The sequence below is a fragment of the Parablastomonas sp. CN1-191 genome, assembly GCF_049354825.1.
Taxonomy (GTDB): Bacteria; Pseudomonadota; Alphaproteobacteria; order Sphingomonadales; family Sphingomonadaceae; genus Novosphingobium.
In genome coordinates, this window is record NZ_CP186480.1 from 2515382 (window position 1) to 2534490 (window position 19109).

The 19109-nt window shown below is 67.2% G+C and carries 22 protein-coding genes; 9 read left to right on the forward strand and 13 right to left on the reverse strand.

The features are described from left to right. Positions 1-331: 331 nt before the first annotated feature. From ACOYW6_RS12510 to ACOYW6_RS12520, 3 genes are all read left to right on the forward strand, one after another. Positions 332-739, forward strand: coding sequence for a DUF6632 domain-containing protein (locus ACOYW6_RS12510; protein ID WP_423141633.1), 408 nt, complete (start codon positions 332-334; stop codon positions 737-739). A gap of 78 nt (positions 740-817) precedes the next feature. Further along, positions 818-1225 carry a CBS domain-containing protein gene (locus ACOYW6_RS12515; RefSeq protein ID WP_423141634.1) on the forward strand — a complete coding sequence of 136 codons (408 nt, stop codon included), beginning with the start codon at positions 818-820 and terminating at the stop codon, positions 1223-1225. Positions 1226-1275: 50 nt separating this feature from the next. Continuing rightward, on the forward strand, positions 1276-1497 hold the full coding sequence (locus ACOYW6_RS12520) for a hypothetical protein (RefSeq protein WP_423141635.1): 222 nt from the start codon (positions 1276-1278) through the stop codon (positions 1495-1497). Here the strand turns inward: ACOYW6_RS12520 and ACOYW6_RS12525 are convergent. From ACOYW6_RS12525 to ACOYW6_RS12535, 3 genes are all read right to left on the reverse strand, one after another. After that, positions 1494-2057, reverse strand: a complete 564-nt coding sequence (locus ACOYW6_RS12525) for a lipocalin family protein (protein ID WP_423141636.1) — start codon at positions 2055-2057, stop codon at positions 1494-1496. The two genes, ACOYW6_RS12520 and ACOYW6_RS12525, sit on opposite strands and share 4 nt — an antisense overlap. A 43-nt stretch (positions 2058-2100) precedes the next feature. After that, complete coding sequence (locus ACOYW6_RS12530) at positions 2101-2241, reverse strand: hypothetical protein (protein ID WP_423141637.1); 141 nt, start codon at positions 2239-2241, stop codon at positions 2101-2103. 76 nt (positions 2242-2317) lie between these two features. Beyond that, positions 2318-2779 carry a YaiI/YqxD family protein gene (locus ACOYW6_RS12535; protein ID WP_423141638.1) on the reverse strand — a complete coding sequence of 154 codons (462 nt, stop codon included), beginning with the start codon at positions 2777-2779 and terminating at the stop codon, positions 2318-2320. A 146-nt stretch (positions 2780-2925) separates the two neighbouring features. Here ACOYW6_RS12535 and ACOYW6_RS12540 point away from each other — a divergent pair, with 146 nt between their 5' ends. The 6 genes from ACOYW6_RS12540 (at position 2926) to ACOYW6_RS12565 (ending at position 12051) form a co-directional block, all read left to right on the forward strand. Continuing rightward, positions 2926-3519 carry a hypothetical protein gene (locus tag ACOYW6_RS12540; protein WP_423141639.1) on the forward strand — a complete coding sequence of 198 codons (594 nt, stop codon included), beginning with the start codon at positions 2926-2928 and terminating at the stop codon, positions 3517-3519. Positions 3520-3592: 73 nt separating this feature from the next. Further along, positions 3593-3883: a hypothetical protein gene (locus ACOYW6_RS12545; RefSeq protein WP_423141640.1), complete on the forward strand. Its 291-nt coding sequence runs from the start codon at positions 3593-3595 to the stop codon at positions 3881-3883. 192 nt (positions 3884-4075) lie between these two features. After that, on the forward strand, positions 4076-4282 hold the full coding sequence (locus ACOYW6_RS12550) for a cold-shock protein (RefSeq protein ID WP_423141641.1): 207 nt from the start codon (positions 4076-4078) through the stop codon (positions 4280-4282). Positions 4283-4347: 65 nt separating this feature from the next. Continuing rightward, positions 4348-4560: a hypothetical protein gene (locus tag ACOYW6_RS12555; RefSeq protein WP_423141642.1), complete on the forward strand. Its 213-nt coding sequence runs from the start codon at positions 4348-4350 to the stop codon at positions 4558-4560. A 98-nt stretch (positions 4561-4658) separates the two neighbouring features. After that, the gene (locus ACOYW6_RS12560) at positions 4659-10043 is read left to right on the forward strand and encodes a HAMP domain-containing protein (protein WP_423141643.1); all 5385 of its coding nucleotides are present in this window, start codon (positions 4659-4661) and stop codon (positions 10041-10043) included. A 4-nt stretch (positions 10044-10047) separates the two neighbouring features. Next, positions 10048-12051 (forward strand): response regulator, encoded by a 2004-nt coding sequence (locus ACOYW6_RS12565; RefSeq protein WP_423141644.1) that lies wholly within the window; start codon positions 10048-10050, stop codon positions 12049-12051. A 30-nt stretch (positions 12052-12081) separates the two neighbouring features. On the opposite strand, the gene pal is transcribed toward ACOYW6_RS12565, so the two are convergent. From pal to hisA, 10 genes are all read right to left on the reverse strand, one after another. Further along, positions 12082-12612 carry a peptidoglycan-associated lipoprotein Pal gene (gene pal, locus ACOYW6_RS12570; protein ID WP_423141645.1) on the reverse strand — a complete coding sequence of 177 codons (531 nt, stop codon included), beginning with the start codon at positions 12610-12612 and terminating at the stop codon, positions 12082-12084. 41 nt (positions 12613-12653) lie between these two features. Continuing rightward, positions 12654-14018: a Tol-Pal system beta propeller repeat protein TolB gene (tolB, locus tag ACOYW6_RS12575; RefSeq protein WP_423141646.1), complete on the reverse strand. Its 1365-nt coding sequence runs from the start codon at positions 14016-14018 to the stop codon at positions 12654-12656. After that, positions 14015-14863, reverse strand: a complete 849-nt coding sequence (locus ACOYW6_RS12580; RefSeq protein ID WP_423141647.1) for a hypothetical protein — start codon at positions 14861-14863, stop codon at positions 14015-14017. The genes tolB and ACOYW6_RS12580 overlap by 4 nt, the downstream gene beginning before the upstream one ends. 11 nt (positions 14864-14874) lie before the next feature. Next, the gene (locus ACOYW6_RS12585; protein ID WP_423141648.1) at positions 14875-15378 is read right to left on the reverse strand and encodes a biopolymer transporter ExbD; all 504 of its coding nucleotides are present in this window, start codon (positions 15376-15378) and stop codon (positions 14875-14877) included. Between the two features lies 1 nt (position 15379). Further along, complete coding sequence (tolQ, locus tag ACOYW6_RS12590) at positions 15380-16087, reverse strand: protein TolQ (protein WP_423141649.1); 708 nt, start codon at positions 16085-16087, stop codon at positions 15380-15382. Continuing rightward, the gene (locus ACOYW6_RS12595; RefSeq protein WP_423141650.1) at positions 16084-16554 is read right to left on the reverse strand and encodes a YbgC/FadM family acyl-CoA thioesterase; all 471 of its coding nucleotides are present in this window, start codon (positions 16552-16554) and stop codon (positions 16084-16086) included. Before ACOYW6_RS12595 ends, tolQ begins: the two co-directional genes overlap by 4 nt. A gap of 55 nt (positions 16555-16609) precedes the next feature. Beyond that, positions 16610-16996 (reverse strand): histidine triad nucleotide-binding protein, encoded by a 387-nt coding sequence (locus ACOYW6_RS12600; RefSeq protein ID WP_423141651.1) that lies wholly within the window; start codon positions 16994-16996, stop codon positions 16610-16612. Then, positions 16996-17316: a phosphoribosyl-ATP diphosphatase gene (locus ACOYW6_RS12605; RefSeq protein WP_423141652.1), complete on the reverse strand. Its 321-nt coding sequence runs from the start codon at positions 17314-17316 to the stop codon at positions 16996-16998. Before ACOYW6_RS12605 ends, ACOYW6_RS12600 begins: the two co-directional genes overlap by 1 nt. Positions 17317-17333: 17 nt before the next feature. After that, positions 17334-18092, reverse strand: a complete 759-nt coding sequence (hisF, locus tag ACOYW6_RS12610) for an imidazole glycerol phosphate synthase subunit HisF (RefSeq protein ID WP_423141653.1) — start codon at positions 18090-18092, stop codon at positions 17334-17336. Positions 18093-18370: 278 nt separating this feature from the next. After that, complete coding sequence (gene hisA / locus ACOYW6_RS12615; RefSeq protein WP_423141654.1) at positions 18371-19099, reverse strand: 1-(5-phosphoribosyl)-5-[(5-phosphoribosylamino)methylideneamino]imidazole-4-carboxamide isomerase; 729 nt, start codon at positions 19097-19099, stop codon at positions 18371-18373. Positions 19100-19109: the final 10 nt, after the last annotated feature.

A 19109-nucleotide genomic window follows, 5' to 3' on the forward strand; every position in this document is an offset into this window, starting at 1 on the left:
TTCCCGCGCCGGTCCATCACCCTCTCGCGCACCGGCGCTTTCCTACAGCGGCGATTTTTGCCTTAAGCCGGGCGGTGGATCGCTTCATCAGACCTGGCACCCGGCCCGCGGCAAAAGTCACAGCCGTGCGTGACCTTGCGCGCCGGTCCCGCGGCCGGGCCGGGCGGGCGAGCGGCGCGAGGCAAGGGTTTCGGCGGGTTCGGGCGCGGGGCAACAAGTCGCCCTGGACCGTGTCAAAGGTGTCAAGCAGCCGTCCGCCGGGCCCTTGCCTTGCGGAGCGAACGGGAGCAGGTTTCGGCCCGGGTCGCTTCCTTGGGGAAGGGGACCCGTCATGACTTACACACGCCTGCTGCAAATCGCCCTCGTCGCCTTTGGCGCGGTGTTCTGCCTGGTCTGGCCGTTGACGATCGTCTGGCCGGCCGGCTGGGCCTGGCACGATGGTCCGCCGATGGCGTCGCACTATTTCATGATGATCGTGGGGGTCTATGCCACGCTCGGCCTGTTCCTGATCGCGGCAGCGCGCGATCCGCTCGCCCATGCCTCGCTGATCTGGTTCACCGCGGTGTCCAGCGCGGTCCACGCCGTGATCATGGCGGCGCAGGCCTCGGCCGATCCGATGCAGGGCGGCCACCTGGTCGGCGATGTGCCGGCGCTGCTGCTGGTCGCGGTCGCGTTCGGCGTGTTGCTGCCGCGGGCCCGCGCCGAAGCCGGGCGTGACGGCGTGCTGCGAACCGCCTGACCGGCGCGGCGGGCGGGCGGAACATTCGCGCCCTCCCGCCCGTTGGCCCGGGGTACCCATCAAGCAAAGGATGCCCCCATGCAGATTTCCGAACTGATGACCGCCGATCCCCAGGCGGCCAACGCGACCGACAGCCTCAAGACCGTCGCCGCGCAGATGCAGGCGGGCGATTTCGGCTCGGTCCCCGTGCTCGACGGTGGCAAGCTGGCCGGCGTGGTGACCGACCGCGACATCGCCGTGCGCGGCGTGGCCCAGGGGATGAGCTGCGACGAACCGGTCTCCGGCGTGATGACCGCCGACCCGGTCTGCGTAGCCCCCGATTGCGACGTCGACGAGGCCGCCCAGCTGATGCAGGACAAGCAGATCCGGCGTCTCTACGTGACCGACAATGATGCGCTGGTCGGCGTGGTGGCCCTGGCCGACGTCGTCGCCAGCGCGGGCGACCGGCTGTCGGGCCAGACGATCGAGAAGATCTCCGAAAGCTGACGCCCGCCTCGGCGCTGGCGCCGCCGCCGATTGCCGCCTAGGGATGGGCGATGGCCGATCTCTATCTCAAGGCACTCGAATCCGAGCGGCGCCAGCTGTGGGCGACCTGCCGGCTGAAAGGCCTGGCGCAGGGCACCCCCGAACGTCAGCGCATCGCCGCGATCGACGAAGCGATCGCGGCGCACCAGGCCAAGAGCGGAGCGAAAAGCGGGGCGAAGCCGCGGGCGGGAAAGCCGGCCCGGAAAGCCAAGGGGACCGCGCCGCGCGGCTAGTGCCGCGTCAGGCGTACCAGGCTCCAGTCGTATCCAAGCTCGCGTGCGCGCCGTTCCAGCAGCGCGCGGGTGGCCTCGTCGGGCCGCTGGGCGCGGGTCAGCAGCCACAGGTAGCGGCCGCTCGGCTCGCCGACGATCGACCAGGGGTAAAGACCGTCCGGTCCGGGCTCACCGCGGTCCAGCACCCAGTAATCGCCGTAGAACGGGCCGAAGAAGCTGACCTTCAGTTTCGCGTCCGCGCTGTCTTCGACGATCTTCGCCTTGCCAACAGATTGCTTGACCTTGCCGTCAACACTGCCTTGCCGGCAGGTGTTGGTAACGCGGATCAGACCGTCGGAGCGGCGCGCGTAATTGGCGGTGACCGCCTCGCAATCCTTTTCAAAGCTGTTTTCATAGCGGCCATATTCGTACCACGGCCCGAGGTAGGCACCGAGGCTCACCGCCTTGGCGGGCTGGGGCACGGCGGCATTGCCCACCGGGCCGCCGCGCGGGATACAGGCGGAAACGGCAAGGGCAGCGCCCGCCACCAGGGCCAGCGAAATGACGGAACGATTGCGCATGGACCGGCAACGCTATCGGGGCGCGCGTGTTCCGCCGCGCGTGTCAGCCACGCCCGCTTTTCATGTTGTCCAGCCCGGACACGACGCCGACTTTCGTGCTGGGGTTCGAAGCGTTCTGCTTGGGCGGTTTTTCCGCCTTGGGCTTGCGTGCTTCCTTGTTCGACTTTTTCTGGCCCTTGGCCATGACCTGTTCCCATCGGCGCGGAAGGCGCCCATCCAAAGCCTAGGCCGGTCGGTGGCGGAATGCGCGCGAAATCGCCCTATCGGGCCAGCGTGACCAGAACGCGGTCGAGAGCCTGGAGAAATCGCGAGCGGTCTGCCTTCGAAAATGGCGGCGGACCACCGGTGATGCCGTCCATCCCGGCGCGCAGGTCTGCCATGATCGCGCGCGTCGCGATGGCAGCCCCGATCGACGCGGCCTCGAACGGCTTGCCGCTCGGCGCCAGCACGCGCGCGCCGGCCTTCAGGCATCGGTCCGCCAGCAGGATGTCGCCGGTGATGACGGCGCAGCGCGGCGTTGCTGCTTCGGCGATCCAGTCGTCGGCGGCGTCGAATGCGTCCGACACCAGCACGCGGCGGATCAGCGGGTGGGCCGGAATGCGGATCGGGCTGTTGCTGACGATCACCACTTCAGCGCCGTGGCGCAAGGCGACCTTGTAGATTTCCTCCTTCACCGGGCAGGCGTCGGCGTCGACCAGGACGGTAAGAGCGGTAGCGGCCATTCTGCGCAGGTTTAGCGCGGCCGGGCGCCGTTGGCTAATGCCGCGATGCCGCCCGGGCACGGTACGGGGGTGGCAATCGGGCCGCACCCGTGGAAAGTAAAAGGAGCCCGCGCGCCCCTGTGGCCTGCTCAGGAGACCATTGGACAATGTTGAAGCCCGCCTTGCCTGCCTCGCTCGTTCTCGCGCTCGCCGCCTGCTCGGGCGGAGCGCCTGCTCCGGAAGCATCCGGTTCGGTTGCAGCAGCCGACGTCGCCGAGCCGACCGCCGCGGCAACCTCGACAGCGACGCCGAGCGCTTCGGCGCAGGTGGCGCAAGTGCTGACGCTCGACGGTCTGGGCGAGCTTCGTTTCGGCAAGCCGATCGCTGCGGATTCGCACTGGAAGCTGGGCACCGACGAAGCCTCGCCGAGCTGCCGCATCGCGACCTCGCCGGACTATCCCGGCGTCTACGCGATCGTCAACAAGGATGGCGTGCGGCGCATTACGGTCGGCGCGCGGTCCACGGTAAAGCTGGTCGAGGGGGTCGGTCCCGGCTCGAGCGAGACCGAGGTGACGGCGAAATTCCCGGGCTTCCGCGAGAGCCCCCACAAATATGTCGCCGCGCCGGGCAAGTACCTGACCGCGCCGGGTGAGGGGAAGACCGGCCCGGACTTGCGATTCGAGATTGGTGCCGACGGCAAGGTTTCGCTGATGCACGTCGGGATCGCGCCCGAGCTTCAGTACGTCGAGGGTTGCAGCTGACGATTTCGCTGGCAACCATCGGCCGCGGCGCGCATTGTGCAGTGCAGCATGGGCTGGCCAGGGAGCGATGACGATGACCGCACGCACGAAGAACTGGTCGGACCTTGTGTTCGACACTTGGCTGCTCGGCGCCGAGGCGGGCGCGGTGATGTGGCTGCGCAGCGCCAAGATCATGCTCGGCGGCGAACCCGCGCGGCTTGAGGTGGAGCGAATGGTGAGCGAGAAGATCGCCGCGAATCTCGCCTTGATGCCCAAGCTGATGGGATTGCAGAGCCCGCAGGCGATGGCGGCGCGAACGCTTGCGCATTACCGCCGCCCGGTCGCCGCCAACCGCCGGCGGTTGGCGGCAACGACCCGCGATTAGGTAATTCGGCCGAGCCGTGCTAAGACATCGCTGCTGACGTCAACCAATGACGGACATCGGCGCTTCGACGGGCCTGACCTTAACCGGGATGGGCCGCCGCTTCGACGACTTCCTTTCAAAGACACGACCTCTCGCATCCGTCCGCGTGCACTTTCGCGCGGGGGCGCACTTCGTTTCTGAAAGGAACGCACTATGCCGTCAGGCACCGTAAAATTCTTCAATGCCGACAAGGGCTATGGTTTCATCGCGCCGGCCGATGGCGGCGAGGACAGCTTCGTCCACATCACCGCAGTCCAGGCCGCCGGCATGGACACGCTGACCCAGAACCAGCGCCTGTCCTACGAGATCGAGACCGGCCGCAACGGCAAGCGTTCGGCGGTCAACCTCGTCGCCGAGTGACCCAGGTTCCGGGCGGCGGGCACCAGCCTGCCGCCCGCATCCTGACAACCGATTGAGGACCGTCCATGAGCCAGACCCGCGAATTCTACCTAGCCCGCGCCGCCGAAGCGGCGAACGAGGCTGCCAATGCCAAGCTGGCGAATGTTGCCGACCGCGCCCTGCGATCGCAGAAGGCCTTCGAGGCGATGGCCCAGCGCATCGCGCTTGCCGATGCCCGCCGCGCCAAGGCCGACGCTGAAAAGGCCGCGCTGCAGGACGCCGAAACCCTCCAGGACTGACGGGCTCCAGACCCGGCCCGTCCGTACTTGAGTGGCGGATTTGCGCCGCCCGCTACCTTTGAATTGCCCTTCGCTGAAACCTTTGTATGCCTGTCCGCATGGGACGCGACGAAGGCATCGATTCAGTGAGCAATACCAACAACTTGTCTACTCTCGACGCGTCGATGCTGCGCGACGCGCTGCGCAGCTTGCGCGATGGCGATTTCACGGTCCGGCTGCCGGGGTCGCTCAGGGGTATCGACGGCGAGATCGCCCGCACCTTCAACGAGGTCATGGATCTCGAAGAAAGCATGACCGGTGAGTTCGAGCGTCTGTCGAATGTCGTCGGCAAGGAAGGCAAGATCGGCCAGCGCGGCCGCGTGCGCGGCGCCAAGGGCGGTTGGGAAGCCAAGCTGCAGGCGCTTAACGACCTGATCGAGGACATGACCCAGCCGACCGCCGAGGTCGCGCGGGTGATCGGCGCGGTCGCCAAGGGCGACTTGTCGCAATCGATGGTCACCGAAATCGAGGGGCGTCCGCTGCGCGGCGAATTCCTGCGCATCGGCAAGATCGTCAACACCATGGTCGACCAGCTCAACGGCTTCGCCAGCGAAGTCACGCGCGTCGCGCGCGAAGTCGGAACCGAGGGCAAGCTGGGCGGACAGGCGCGGGTCAAGGGCGTGGCCGGCACCTGGAAGGATCTGACCGACAACGTCAACGCGATGGCGACCAACCTCACCGGCCAGGTCCGCAACATCGCCGAAGTCACCACCGCTGTCGCTTCGGGCGACTTGTCGAAGAAGATCACCGTCGAGGTGCGGGGCGAGATCCTGGAGCTGAAGAACACCATCAACACGATGGTCGATCAGCTCAACGCCTTCGCATCGGAAGTCACCCGCGTCGCGCGCGAGGTAGGTACCGAGGGCAAGCTGGGCGGCCAGGCGCAAGTGCCGGGCGTGGGCGGTACGTGGAAGGACCTGACCGACAACGTCAACCTCATGGCCGACAACCTCACCGGCCAGGTCCGCAACATTGCCGAGGTTACCACCGCGGTGGCGCGCGGCGACCTTTCCAAGAAGATCACCGTCGACGTGCGCGGCGAAATCCTGGAGCTGAAGGTCACGATCAATACCATGGTCGACCAGCTCAACGGCTTTGCCAGCGAAGTCAGCCGCGTGGCGCGCGAAGTCGGCTCCGAGGGAAAGCTTGGCGGCCAGGCCCAGGTCGAGGGCGTCGCCGGCACGTGGAAGGACCTGACCGACAACGTCAACTCGATGGCCGACAACCTTACCGGCCAGGTCCGCAACATCGCCGAAGTGACCACCGCGGTCGCCTCGGGCGACCTTTCGAAGAAGATCACGGTCGACGTGAAGGGCGAAATCCTTGAGCTGAAGAACACCATCAATACGATGGTCGATCAGCTCAACGCCTTCGCGTCGGAAGTCACCCGCGTCGCGCGCGAGGTCGGTACCGAGGGCAAGCTGGGCGGTCAGGCCGAAGTGCCGGGCGTAGGCGGGACCTGGGCCAACCTCACCGACAACGTCAACCTGATGGCGGACAACCTCACCAGCCAGGTCCGCAACATCGCCGAGGTCACCACCGCGGTGGCGCGCGGCGACCTTTCCAAGAAGATCACCGTCGACGTGCGCGGCGAAATTCTGGAGCTGAAGAATACCGTCAACACGATGGTGGACCAGCTCAACGGCTTTGCCGGCGAAGTGAGCCGCGTGGCGCGCGAGGTCGGGACCGAGGGCAAGCTCGGCGGCCAGGCGCGGGTCGAAGGCGTGGGCGGCACGTGGAAGGACCTGACCGACAACGTCAACGCCATGGCCACCAACCTTACCGGCCAGGTCCGCAACATCGCCGAAGTGACCACCGCTGTGGCGCGCGGCGACCTTTCCAAGAAGATCACCGTCGACGTGCGCGGCGAAATCCTTGAGCTTAAGGACACCATCAACACGATGGTGGACCAGCTCAACGGCTTCGCCAGCGAAGTCACGCGCGTGGCGCGCGAGGTCGGCTCCGACGGCAAGCTGGGCGGCCAGGCCGAGGTGCCGGGCGTGGGCGGCACGTGGAAGGACCTGACCGACAACGTCAACGCCATGGCCGACAACCTGACAGGCCAGGTTCGTAACATCGCCGAAGTGACCACCGCGGTGGCGTCCGGCGACTTGTCCAAGAAGATCACGGTCGACGTGAAGGGCGAGATTCTCGAACTCAAGAACACGATCAACACGATGGTCGATCAGCTCAACTCGTTCGCCAGCGAGGTCACCCGCGTGGCGCGCGAGGTCGGAACCGAGGGCAAGCTTGGCGGGCAGGCACATGTGCGCGGCGTGGGCGGCACGTGGAAGGACCTGACCGACAACGTCAACCTGATGGCCGACAACCTGACCGGCCAGGTCCGCAACATCGCCGAAGTGACCACCGCGGTCGCGCGCGGCGACCTGTCGAAGAAGATCACGGTGGACGTGAAGGGCGAAATCCTTGCCCTGAAGAATACCATCAACACCATGGTCGACCAGCTCAACGGTTTCGCCAGCGAAGTGACCCGCGTCGCGCGCGAGGTCGGCACCGAAGGCAAGCTGGGCGGCCAGGCCGCGGTTCCGGGCGTGGGCGGTACGTGGAAGGACCTGACCGATAACGTCAACCTGATGGCCACCAACCTGACCAACCAGGTGCGTGGCATCGCCGATGTCGTCACCGCGGTGGCGCAGGGCAACCTGCGCCGCAAGCTGACCGTGGACGCCAAGGGCGAGATCGCCGCGCTGGCCGAGACGATCAACTTCATGATCGATACGCTGTCGACCTTCGGTGACCAGGTCACCAACATGGCGCGCGAAGTGGGCATCGAGGGCCGGCTGGGCGGGCAGGCGAGCGTTCCGGGCGCCGCGGGCCTCTGGCGCGACCTGACCGACAACGTCAACCAGCTGGCCGCCAACCTCACCAACCAGGTCCGCTCGATCGCCGAAGTGGCAACCGCGGTTACCGCCGGCGACCTCACCCAGTCGATCGCGGTCGAGGCGTCGGGCGAGATGGCTGCGCTCAAGGACACGATCAACGAGATGATCGGCAACCTCAAGGACCAGACCTTGAAGAATGCCGAGCAGGACTGGCTCAAGACCAACCTCGCGCGGTTCAGCCGTATGCTTCAGGGCGAGCGCGACCTGGCGACCGTTTCGAGCATGATCATGTCTGAGCTGGCGCCGCTTGTGAACGCGCAGGTCGGCCTGTTCTACGTAACCCGACAGGACGAGGCGGACGAGGAAGCGAAGCTGGAACTGGTCGCCAGTTACGGCGCCGACGACAGCGCCCGCACCCGCCGCGAGGTGGCGCTGCGCGAAGGGCTGGTCGGCCAGGCGGCGGCTGACAAGCGTCCGATCGTCCTCCCCAAGGTTCCCAAGGACTTCGTGCGGGTCAGCTCCGGCCTGGGTGAGACGCTGCCGACCAGCGTCACCATCCTGCCGGCGCTGTACGAAAACGACGTCAAGGCCGTGATCGAACTCGCTTCGCTGGGCGAGTTCAGCGAGACGCACCAGTCGTTCCTCAATCAGCTGATGGAATCGATCGGCATCGTGCTCAACACGATCGCGGCCACCATGCGGACCGAGGACCTGCTTAAGCAGTCGCAATTGCTGACGCAGGAGCTGCAAACCCGCCAGACCGAGCTTACCACCAACCAGGAAGCGCTCCACGCCACCAACGAGGAGTTGCAGGACAAGGCCCAGGCGCTCGAGAACGAGAAGCGCCAGGTCGAGGCCAAGAACATCGAGATCGAGATGGCGCGCCGCGCGGTCGAGGAAAAGGCCGAGCAGCTGGCGCTGACCTCGAAATATAAGTCCGAATTCCTCGCCAACATGAGCCACGAGCTCCGCACGCCGCTGAACTCGCTGCTGATCCTGTCCAAGCTTCTGGCCGACAACGCGCAAGGCAACCTCAACGAGAAGCAGACCGAGTTTGCGCGGACGATCCATTCGGCCGGATCGGACCTGCTCAATCTCATCAACGACATCCTCGATTTGTCCAAGATCGAAAGCGGCACCGTCTCGATCGAGTTGGGCGACATGTCGCTGGCGGCGATGCGCCTCCACATGGAACGCACCTTCCGCCAGCTCGCCAACGAGAAGGGGCTGGCCTTCAACCTCGACTTCGATCCCGCGCTGCCCGAAGTCGTCCGCACCGACGAGCAGCGCCTTCAGCAAGTCGTTCTCAACCTGCTGTCGAACGCGTTCAAGTTCACCAGCGATGGCAGCGTCACGCTTTCGGCCAAGCCGGTCACTCTGCCGTCGGCACCGGGTTCGCGCGGTGTCTCCGCAATCGAGTTCGCGGTGGTCGACACCGGCATCGGCATCCCGCCCGAAAAGCAGAAGCTGATCTTCGAGGCCTTCCAGCAGGCCGACGGCACCACCAGCCGCAAGTATGGCGGCACCGGCTTGGGGCTGTCGATCAGCCGCGAGATCGCGAACCTGCTTGGCGGCGAGCTCAACGTCCGGTCCAATCCCGGCCAGGGCTCGACCTTTTCGCTGACGGTCCCGCTGTCGCTCGCCGACGCCGGCAGTCCCGCACTCGAAGCGCCGTCGACCTTCACCGCCACCGGCGACGACACCGCCGCGGCGCTGCCCGCTGCGATCGTTGATGACCGCGACGACCTGGCGCAGGATCCGTTCGTCCTGATCATCGAGGACGATGATACCTTCGCCGGCGTCCTCCTCGAGATCGCGCACGAGTGCGGACTCAAGGCGGTGATCGCGACGGGCGGCTCGGGGACGGTCGCGCTGGTGCGCCGGCTCAGGCCCTACGCCATTACGCTCGATCTCGGCCTTAACGACATCAACGGGCTCGTTCTGCTCGATCTGCTCAAGCACGATCCGGCCACCCGCGACATTCCCGTCCATGTCATCACCGGCATCGACGCCGACCGTCCCGCCGCCGAGCGCGAAGCCGACGAGGTCAGCGGCAAGCCGATCGACCACGACGAGCTGGCGGCGATGTTCAACCGTATCGCCAAGATGGCCCGCACGACTGCGCGGCAGGTCCCGATGACGCTGGGCGAAAGGCACGAGACGCTGCGCGCGCTGCCCGAACTGGCAGGCTCGAAGATGCTCATCGTCGACGACGACATCCGCAACATCTTCTCGCTCACCAGCGTGCTCGAAAGCTACGGCATCGAGGTCAGCCACGCCGAACGGGGCAAGGCCGGCATCGATATCCTCAAGAAGAACCCCGACATCGATATCGCCCTGATCGACATCATGATGCCGGAAATGGACGGCTACGAAACGATGCGGCAAATCCGCCGCACCGCCAAGATCGCCGATATTCCGCTGATCGCGGTGACGGCCAAGGCGATGCAGGGCGATCGGCAGAAATGCCTCGATGCGGGCGCCTCGGACTACATCGCCAAGCCGGTCGACGTCGACCTGCTGCTGGCGCTGCTCAACGTCTGGCTGGCCAAGTCGCGGATCGACATCAAGCGCGCGGGCAAGCCCGCGAAGGTGCGCTGAGGCCGTGCTGACGCCGAGCGACAGCGAAAGGAGCGAGCGGCCGCGCGTCCTGGTCGTCGACGACGACGAGCGCAACCTGCTGGCGGTGCGCACGGTGATCGAGGACCTGGCCGAGATCGAAACCGCGCAGTCGGGCGAGGAGGCGCTGCGCCACCTGCTGGCGGGCGATTTCGCGCTGATCCTGCTCGACGTGATGATGCCCGGGATCGACGGTTACGAGACCGCGCAACTGATCCGCGGCCGCGAGGCCAGCAAGCGCGTGCCGATCGTGTTCCTGTCCGCGGTCAACAAGGAGCGCGAGCACCAGATGCGCGGCTACGAGATGGGCGCGGTGGATTACGTGTTCAAACCGGTCGACCCGGTGATCCTGCGCTCGAAGGTCTCGGTCTTCGTCGACCTTTACGCGATGGCGCGCGAGATCGAGCGAAAGGCCGAACAGGAACAGGCGCTGCTCGACGCGAACCTAGCCGCCAACACCCGCAAGCTCGAGGCCGAGCGCGCGCTGCGGCTGGCGCAGGAACAGCAGGGCGCGATCATCCGTTCGCTGCCGATCGCGCTTTACATCGAGGCTGGCGACGGCGCCGAGCGCCGCTTCGTCGGTGGCGACCTGGGGACGCAGTGCGGCTTTGCAAGCGACGGAGGGGAAAGCGCCGAGGCGTGGTGCGAGCGCGTCCATCCCGATGACCGGCCCGAGCTCAAGAAGGCGATCGCCGACCGCGCCGACAGCGGCGCAATGGCGGTCGAATACCGCTGGCGCTGCGAGGACGAGACGTATCGCTACCTGCTCGACCAGGCAGTGCGGATGACGGACGACGACGGCAGCATCCACTTCGCAGGAACGCTGCTCGACGTGACCGAGCGCCGCCAGCTGGAGAGCCAGCTGCTGCAGTCGCACAAGATGGATGCGATCGGGCAACTGACCGGCGGTATCGCGCACGATTTCAACAACCTGCTGGCAGCGGTCCTGGGCGGGATGGCGCTGCTCGAACGCCGCGCGACCTTCTCGGACGACCAGAAGAAGATCGTCGATATGACTCGCCGCGCGGCCGAGCAGGGCGTGACCCTTGTAGCGCGGCTGTTGTCGTTCGCGCGCCGCCAGGCGCTGCAGCCGACGATGATCGATCTGGCCGCGCTCGCGCCCGAGGTGTCGGAGCTGCTCACGCACACGTTGGGCGGGCTGGTAACGCTCGAATGGGCGCCGCTTGATGGCAAGGTCGCCGTGCTGGCGGATCGCAGCCAGCTCGAACTGGCGCTCATGAATATCATCATCAACGCCCGCGATGCCATGCCGGCCGGCGGCACGATCCGGGTGATCCCCCGGGTCGAGCGGCTGGGCGAGGGCAACGACGTCGGCCTGGCGCCCGGCACGTATGTGGTCCTGTCGGTGCGCGACCAGGGCGTGGGGATGAGCCGCGAGGTGTTGGAGAAGGTAACCGAGCCGTTTTTCACTACCAAGGACGTGGGCAAGGGCACCGGGCTGGGCTTGTCGATGGTACATGGCTTCGCCTTGCAGTCGGGCGGCAGGATCGCGATCGAATCGACGCCAGACGTCGGCACTGTCGTCGACTTGTGGCTACAGAAGGCCGGCAGCGGCGACGGCGGCCGCGAGGATGCCGGCGCGACGGTGGATGAGGCGGACGTGCCGCCGCAGCGCATCCTGCTGGTCGACGATCACGATATCGTCCGTGAAACCACCGCCGAGATGCTGCGCGAGCTTGGTCATAGCGTCGAGCTTGCGAGCGACGGGCCGACGATGTTGCGCAAGTTCGCGGACGATCCTGCCGCTTTCGACCTGATCATCACCGACTACGCGATGCCCAAGATGTCGGGCGAGGAAATGCTGCGCCGCGCGGAGGACATCCGCGCCGGCGTGCCCAGCATCATCATCAGCGGCTACGCGGCCGAGGATCGCCTGCCCGGCGCGCTGGCCGGGCATGACATTCTCTACAAGCCGTTCACGGTCAGCGACCTCAGGCGGCGGATCGCCCAGCGCGTCAGCGCCGCCTGATCGCGCATCAGCGCCGCCTGATAACAAGCCTCAGTCGATCGTGACGGTCACCGCGCGGCGATTGCGCGCCCAGCTGGCCTCGTCAGACCCGAGCGCTACCGGGCGCTCTTTGCCGTAGCTGACGGTGCTGATGCGGACCGGCTCGACACCCAGCGAAGCCAGGTAGTTCTTGGCCGCGTTGGCACGCCGCTCGCCGAGCGCGAGATTGTATTCGCGGGTGCCGCGCTCGTCGGTATGGCCCTCGATCGTGGCGCGCTTGCTGGGATACTGGCGCAGCCAGGCAGCCTGTGTCTGCAGCGCGGCCTGGTCGGCCGCATCGATGTTCGACTGGTCGGTGTCGAAATAGATCGTGTCCTGACCGGCCATCTTCATCGCGAAGTCGGCTTGGCTTCCGGGCGCGGGGGCGCCGGCGGCGCCGCCGGTGCTGTCGGTGCTGGCGACCGGATCGGGCGGCAGCGATGCCGGCGCCTTCTTGGCACAGCCGGCCAGCGCCAGCGCGGCGACACCGGCTGCCAGCAGCAGCGTGCGGGGGGCGGGCTTGAAATCAGGGGTTCTCGTCATCTCGGCGATCTCCTTGCGAAACGTGCGCTCGTGTCGAGCGATCAGGGACGGATCGGTCCCCAGGCGGGGTCGGATCCATCCACGGGCGTGGCGAGGCGGCGTTCGTTGCGCCCGGTCAGGTCGACCTGCCACAGCTGCGTTTTCCCGGACCCCTGGGCGGTCCGGAAGAACTGGATGATGCGGCCGTTGGGCGCCCAGGTCGGCGCCTCGTCCTGCCATGCGTCGGTAAGGTAACGCAGGTTGCGCCCGTTCGGGTCCATCACTGCAATGCGCAAGTTGCCGACGATGTGGGTGAAGGCGATCTGGTCGCCGCGCGGGCTCCATTCGGGGGTCGCGGCGCGGCCGCCGAAAAAGCTGATCCGGCGCTGGTTCGACCCGTCGGCGTTCATCACGTAGACCTGCTGCGTGCCGGATCGGTCGCTTTCGAACACGATCCGCGATCCGTCGGGCGAAAAGCTGCCGCCGATGTCGATGCCCGGGCTGTCGGTCAGCTTGAGCGGGCTGCCGCCTGCGGCCGGCATCTTGTAAATCTCCGTGTTGCCGCCGCTGGCCATCGAATAGAGCACCCACTTGCCGTCGGGCGACCAGCGCGGCGCGAACAGCGGGTTTGTCTCCTTCAGCAGCAGCCGCTGGGTATCGGTGGCCAAGTCATAGATGTAGATCCGCGGGTTGCCGTTGAAGTAGCTCAGATAGAGGATCGAGCGGTAGTCGGGCGAATAGCGCGGGGTGAGCGCGAGAGTTTGCCCCGTGGTCAGAAAGCGGTGGTTCTGCCCGTCCGAATCCATGATCGCCAGCCGCTTCATGCGGTGGTCCTTGGGTCCGGTTTCGGCGATGTAGGCGATGCGGCTGTCGAAGAATGGGCTTTCGCCGGACAGGCGCGAATAGACCAGGTCCGCGCACTTGTGCGCGGCGCGGCGCCAGTCGGCCGGGGCCACGGTCCAGCTTGCCGCGGTCAACTGCTGCGATAGCGCCACATCGTACAGGTAGCAGCCGACCGTGACGTTGCCATCGGCGCCGGCGCGTACGTCGCCCTGGACCAGCATTTCGGCGCTGCGGCCGCTCCAGGTCGGGAAATCGGGCGCCCGCACCTGGCTGAAAGCGGGCTGGGGCAGACCGTCAGGACCGGTCGGCTTGAACAGGCCGTTGTTCTTGAGATCGGCAGTGATGATCTGCGCCAACGCCATGCCAAGCGCACCGGTCGAACCCGCGCTCGTCTGCGTGGGCACATCGGCATCGGTCGCGAACTTGGGAATCGCGATGCCCAGGTCCTGCCAGGCGGCGTCGTCAGAGACCGAGCCTGTCAAACCGCCGGCATCGCTTTGTGCCGGGACCGGCGGCGGCGGCACGGTCTGTGCGACGGCGGGGGCTGCGGAGAGCAGCGCAACGGCGGTGATGAGCATTTTCATTGCGACAATTTCCTGTCGAAGCGGAACGAGGCGACGTGCTTCCACGCGTCGTAGTACTGGTCGGGCAGATCGAACGGAGCAGCGAGCCGGACGGCCCGGATCGCCTGCTCAGCATGGCGAGAGGCCTGCGCCTTGTTGGCGTCGGTGATGCCATCCTGGCGGACCACCCGCGGCGCGCCCTTCAGGGAGCCGTCCGGGTTCATGTCCCAGCTGAGGATGGTCACCAGCAGCTCGGCATCGGCGCCTTGCGGCGCGATCCAGCGCGGCTTGAGCTGGCGCGAGATCGCGCCCGCCAGCGACGATCGCACCGCCGGCCCGATCGCGGCGGCGGGCGTGCCGCTGCCGGTTGTGACGGCCCCGCCGGCGACGCCCTTGAGGAAATCGGCGCCCACTTTGGCCCCGCCTACCGGCTTGGCCTTGGCGGGTGGGGCTTTCGCCGGTTGCGCCGGCGCCGGCCTGGCGGACTGGGCCTTGGCGGGCTGGGCCTTTGGTTGGGGCGGGGCGGGCTGAGTCCTGGGCGCTGGCTGGACCGGAACGGGCTGGGGAACGGGCGCGGGCGCGACGGCCACGGGTTGCGGTCTAGCCACCTCGGCCGGCGCGGGCGCGGGCGGCGGCGTCACCTCGCCAAGCTGCGGCGCCTGCTGCGCGGCGGCGACATCGGCAGGGTCGGGCGCGGTGGAGGTCAGCGAGACTTCGTCCGCCAGCGTCACCTCGGTGCGTTCGTATGGCACGATCGGGGCCTGGCGCTCGGGCGCCATGACCAGCCACCAGGCCAGCGCGACATGGCCCGCCAACGCCAGTGCCAGACCAAACCGTTCTTCGGATCGGAGAGCCGCGAATGCCATGATACGTCGGGCTATGGCCCCACGCCTGAACCGTCGCTGACAGGCGTAGGCGACGCCGCCGCCCCGCCTGGCGCGTCAGCCGCCGGCGCAGGCGCCCTGGCGTTAGTTACCAGGGCGATCCGGTTGAAGCCAGCGCGGTTCAGTTCGCCCATCACCGCCATGACGCGCCCGTAATCGAGCGCGCGGTCGGCGCGCAGCGTCACTTGCGGCGCCTGCCCGCCGCTGCGCGGCAAGGCCGCCAGCGCGGTGGGCAGATCGGCATCGGTAACCAACCGGTCGCCGATCGAGACGACGCCGGTCTTCTCGATGCTCAGCGTTACTGGTTCCGCATCCTGCGGCAGCGCATTGGCACGGCTGTCGGGCAGGTCGAGCGGCACACCCGCGGTCAGCAGCGGCGCGGTGACCATGAAGATCACGAGCAGCACCAGCATCACGTCGACCAGCGGAGTGACGTTGATATCCGCCACCGGCGCCCGCCCGCGCCGCCGGTTGCGGTTGGGAGAAGTGAAGGCCATTTCAGCCCTCTTCCAGCTCGCGGCTGAGCGTCGCCTGGAACCGGTCCGCAAAGCGTTGCAGGCGGCCTTCGATTGCGTTCACGCGGTGGGCGAAGCGGTTGTAGGCGATGACCGCTGGGATCGCCGCGAACAGGCCGATCGCGGTGGCGAACAGCGCCTCCGAAATCCCCGGCGCCACGGTGGCGAGCGAGGAATCGTTGCGCTGACCGATCTGGAAAAACGCGTTCATGATACCCCAGACCGTGCCGAACAGCCCCACGAACGGCGCGACCGACCCGACCGTTGCCAGGAAATTGAGCCGCTCGGCCAACCGGTCGGCCTGGTCGGCGACGGTGCTGGACAGCACGGTGGCAAGCCGCTGGCGTGTTCCTTCACGGTCAATCGTCTTGCCGCCGGTGGAGCGGCGCCATTCGGCCAGGCCGGCCCCGGCGACGCGCGCACTGGGCACGTCCTTGCTGCCTTGCGCGGCGTGATAAGCGGGCAGGTCCGCAGCCTTCCAGAACCCCGCCTCGTAAGCGACGCTGCGGCGCTTGACGCGGCCGAGCCGCATCGAGATCGCCACGATGAGCGCCCATGTCCACACGCTGGCCAGGATCAGCCCGGCCATGACGACTTTCACGACGATATCGGCGTCCTGAAACAGCTTCAACGGGTCGAGGTGGCCCGGGGCAGCCGGCGCGGCGGCGGCAAGAAGATCGATCGGATTCATTCGGTGTCCTGAACAGGGGCGACGACGGCAAAAGCCGTTCGCCAGGGAAGGGGCATGCGGCGCGGCCGCCCATCGGCGGCTACGAACCCGACGCGGACGTCGGCGTCGGCCAGGATGCGGCCGGGCGCACCGTGCTCTATCACGCGGGCGCTCTGCCGCATCCGGCAGCTTGCCGCGCCCAGCGTGACGGCCTCGGTCTCGATCACTACGGCATCGTCGAGGCGCGCTGGACTGCGATAGCGCACGGTGATTTCCGCGACGGCGAAGGCACCGTCGCCGCCCTCGCTGGCAGCGCGCTGGTCGATGCCGAGCAGGCGAACGAAGTCGGATCGGCCACGCTCGAACCAACGCAGGTAATTGGCGTGATAGACCACGCCCGACAGGTCGGTGTCTTCGAAATAAGCGCGCACCGCAATGCGGTGCACACGGCCGTCGATGCGGCCCGAAGGCGGTTCCGGAAGCGTCATGGCGTCAGGTGGCCTTAGCCCTGCGGAGACTCGCAGGGCAACCCCGGGGGGCTTTTCAGCCGTCCTGACGTGCCAGCATCGGGCCCAGCGGCTTGCCGCCAAACAGATGGACATGAAAGTGCGGTACTTCCTGCCCGCCGTGCGCGCCGACGTTGGCAAGCAGGCGATAACCCGGTTCTACCAGTCGCTCGGTCCGCGCCACGCGGCCAACCGCGCGGACGAAGCCGGCAATCTCATCGGCGGGGGCACTTTCGGAAAAATCGTCCCAGCTCACATAGCGGCCTTTGGGGATCACAAGCACATGGACTGGCGCCTGCGCGGCGATGTCGTGGAACGCCAGCGCCCACTCATCCTCATAGACCTTCCGCGCGGGAATCTCGCCGCGCAGGATCCTGGCGAAGATGTTCTGGTCATCGTAGGGGGCGGTGGCATCGATTGGCATCAGGGCTCCTTGCGTGCGGCCTTTTCGGCAATCCCGCTGATGCCCTCGCGGCGGTCGAGTTCGGCCAGGACCTCGGCCAGGGGCACTCCTTTGGCGTCGAGCAGGACGAGAAGGTGGAACAGCGTGTCCGCGGCCTCGCCGATCAGGTCCTCGCGGTTGCCGGAGAGCGCCGCGACGATCGTCTCGACCGCCTCCTCGCCCAGCTTTCGCGCGATTCCCGGCACGCCTTTGCTGTGCAGCTTGGCAACCCAGCTCGTTGCCGGATCGGCAGCGCGGCGCGTGGCGATGGTTTCGGCCAGCCGGGAGAGGGTGTCGCTCATGCCGGTGTTGTGCCGCCTCAGCCGCGCGCGGGCAAGCCTACCGCCCGCAGCGCCGCGTGGGCTTCGGCCACCGAGTGCGTGCCGAAGTGAAAAATCGAAGCGGCCAGCACCGCACTGGCATGGCCCTCGGTCACTCCGGCGACAAGGTGATCGAGGCTGCCGACCCCGCCGCTGGCGATCACCGGCACGCTGACCGCATCGGCGATCGCGCGCGTCAGTGCGAGGTCGTAACCGGCCTGCGTCCCGTCGCCGTCCATCGAGGTGACCAAGAGTTCGCCCGCGCCCAGCCCCGCCAGCTTTACCGCGTGCGCCACCGCGTCGATCCCGGTCGCGCGCCGGCCGCCGTGGGTGAAAATCTCCCACCCGGCCCCGCTGCGCCGCGCATCGACCGAAGCGACGATGCACTGGCTGCCCATCTTCGCGGCAATGTCGGACACCACCTCGGGCCGGCTCACCGCCGCCGAATTGACCGCCACCTTGTCCGCCCCCGCCAGCAGCAGCGCGCGCGCATCCTCCACCGAACGCACCCCGCCGCCCACGGTCAGCGGCATGAAGCAGACCTCGGCGGTGCGGCGCACGATGTCGATCAGGGTCCCGCGCCCTTCGTGGCTGGCCGAGATATCGAGGAAACAGAGCTCGTCCGCCCCCGCCGCGTCATAAGCCCGCGCCTGCTCGACCGGATCGCCCGCGTCCTTGAGATCGACGAAATTGACGCCCTTGACCACGCGCCCATCGCGCACGTCGAGGCAAGGAATGACGCGGACGCGGACGGTCATGGTCTACTGGCCCGATAGGGATGCATCGTTGTAATCCTATTCGGTCGACATCATGAGAGAGACAGGAACTAGGCAAAGGAGCGCGAAGCCCGCCGCTAGCTTGGCGCCGACAACGAGCCAGAATCGTAACGGCGACTGAGAGCGCGCGTAACGCTTTGTGCCCTGAAACGAGCGCAGGTTGTGATAAGTCGCCACGCCGTCGCGGAGGTTACGAAGTCCGCTCCATGATAGCCACCAGCCGAACACCAGCCCCATGATGAAGCCAGCTGCCATCCCAATTAGTTCCGGCTCGCCATCGCGATCGCCGCCGCCAGGTCGAGCCGCCCTTCGAACAGCGCGCGCCCGGTGATCACGCCCTCGATGCCCTCGTGCGCGTGCATCGCCAGCATGTAGATATCATCGATGCCCTTGACCCCGCCGCTGGCGATCACCGGCAGGTCGGTGCGGCGGGCGAGGTCGACCGTAGCCTCGATGTTGCAACCCTTCAGCATCCCGTCGCGGCCGATGTCGGTGAACAGTACAGCCGCGACGCCGGCATCCTCGAACCGGCGGGCAAGGTCGATCACCGGCACGTCAGAGACAGCGGCCCAGCCCTCGGTCGCAACCATGCCGTCACGCGCGTCCACCGCGACGACGATGCCGCCGGGAAATTCCGCCGCCATGTCGCGCACGAACTGCGGATCCTTCAAGGCGGCGGTGCCCATGACCACGCGGCTGACGCCGAGGTCGAACCAGCCCGCCACCGCCTGGCGCGTGCGGATCCCGCCGCCGAGTTGGACATGGCCGGGAAAGGTCTCGACGATGGCTTCCACTGCGCCGCGGTTTTCGGCCCGGCCCGCGAAGCTGCCGTCGAGATCGACCACGTGGAGAAACTGCGATCCGGCTTCGGCGAACAGCATCGCCTGGGCGGCGGGATCGTCGCCGTAGACGGTGGCGCGCGCCATGTCGCCTTCGGCCAGGCGCACGACTTGCCCCTGTTTCAGGTCGATGGCGGGAAACACGATCACGGCCGCGCGC

Coding starts and splice junctions, on each gene's coding strand:
- ACOYW6_RS12595 (WP_423141650.1), bottom strand. CDS start 16,554: ATGACGCTTCCGGAACCGCCTTCGGGCCGCATCGACGGCCGTGTGCAC.
- ACOYW6_RS12510 (WP_423141633.1), top strand. CDS start 332: ATGACTTACACACGCCTGCTGCAAATCGCCCTCGTCGCCTTTGGCGCG.
- ACOYW6_RS12535 (WP_423141638.1), bottom strand. CDS start 2,779: ATGGCCGCTACCGCTCTTACCGTCCTGGTCGACGCCGACGCCTGCCCG.
- ACOYW6_RS12515 (WP_423141634.1), top strand. CDS start 818: ATGCAGATTTCCGAACTGATGACCGCCGATCCCCAGGCGGCCAACGCG.
- ACOYW6_RS12605 (WP_423141652.1), bottom strand. CDS start 17,316: ATGAGCGACACCCTCTCCCGGCTGGCCGAAACCATCGCCACGCGCCGC.
- ACOYW6_RS12545 (WP_423141640.1), top strand. CDS start 3,593: ATGACCGCACGCACGAAGAACTGGTCGGACCTTGTGTTCGACACTTGG.
- ACOYW6_RS12585 (WP_423141648.1), bottom strand. CDS start 15,378: ATGGCCTTCACTTCTCCCAACCGCAACCGGCGGCGCGGGCGGGCGCCG.
- ACOYW6_RS12600 (WP_423141651.1), bottom strand. CDS start 16,996: ATGCCAATCGATGCCACCGCCCCCTACGATGACCAGAACATCTTCGCC.
- ACOYW6_RS12550 (WP_423141641.1), top strand. CDS start 4,076: ATGCCGTCAGGCACCGTAAAATTCTTCAATGCCGACAAGGGCTATGGT.
- ACOYW6_RS12540 (WP_423141639.1), top strand. CDS start 2,926: ATGTTGAAGCCCGCCTTGCCTGCCTCGCTCGTTCTCGCGCTCGCCGCC.
- ACOYW6_RS12555 (WP_423141642.1), top strand. CDS start 4,348: ATGAGCCAGACCCGCGAATTCTACCTAGCCCGCGCCGCCGAAGCGGCG.
- hisF (WP_423141653.1), bottom strand. CDS start 18,092: ATGACCGTCCGCGTCCGCGTCATTCCTTGCCTCGACGTGCGCGATGGG.
- ACOYW6_RS12520 (WP_423141635.1), top strand. CDS start 1,276: ATGGCCGATCTCTATCTCAAGGCACTCGAATCCGAGCGGCGCCAGCTG.
- ACOYW6_RS12580 (WP_423141647.1), bottom strand. CDS start 14,863: ATGGCATTCGCGGCTCTCCGATCCGAAGAACGGTTTGGTCTGGCACTG.
- tolQ (WP_423141649.1), bottom strand. CDS start 16,087: ATGAATCCGATCGATCTTCTTGCCGCCGCCGCGCCGGCTGCCCCGGGC.
- tolB (WP_423141646.1), bottom strand. CDS start 14,018: ATGAAAATGCTCATCACCGCCGTTGCGCTGCTCTCCGCAGCCCCCGCC.
- ACOYW6_RS12560 (WP_423141643.1), top strand. CDS start 4,659: ATGGGACGCGACGAAGGCATCGATTCAGTGAGCAATACCAACAACTTG.
- pal (WP_423141645.1), bottom strand. CDS start 12,612: ATGACGAGAACCCCTGATTTCAAGCCCGCCCCCCGCACGCTGCTGCTG.
- ACOYW6_RS12530 (WP_423141637.1), bottom strand. CDS start 2,241: ATGGCCAAGGGCCAGAAAAAGTCGAACAAGGAAGCACGCAAGCCCAAG.
- ACOYW6_RS12525 (WP_423141636.1), bottom strand. CDS start 2,057: ATGCGCAATCGTTCCGTCATTTCGCTGGCCCTGGTGGCGGGCGCTGCC.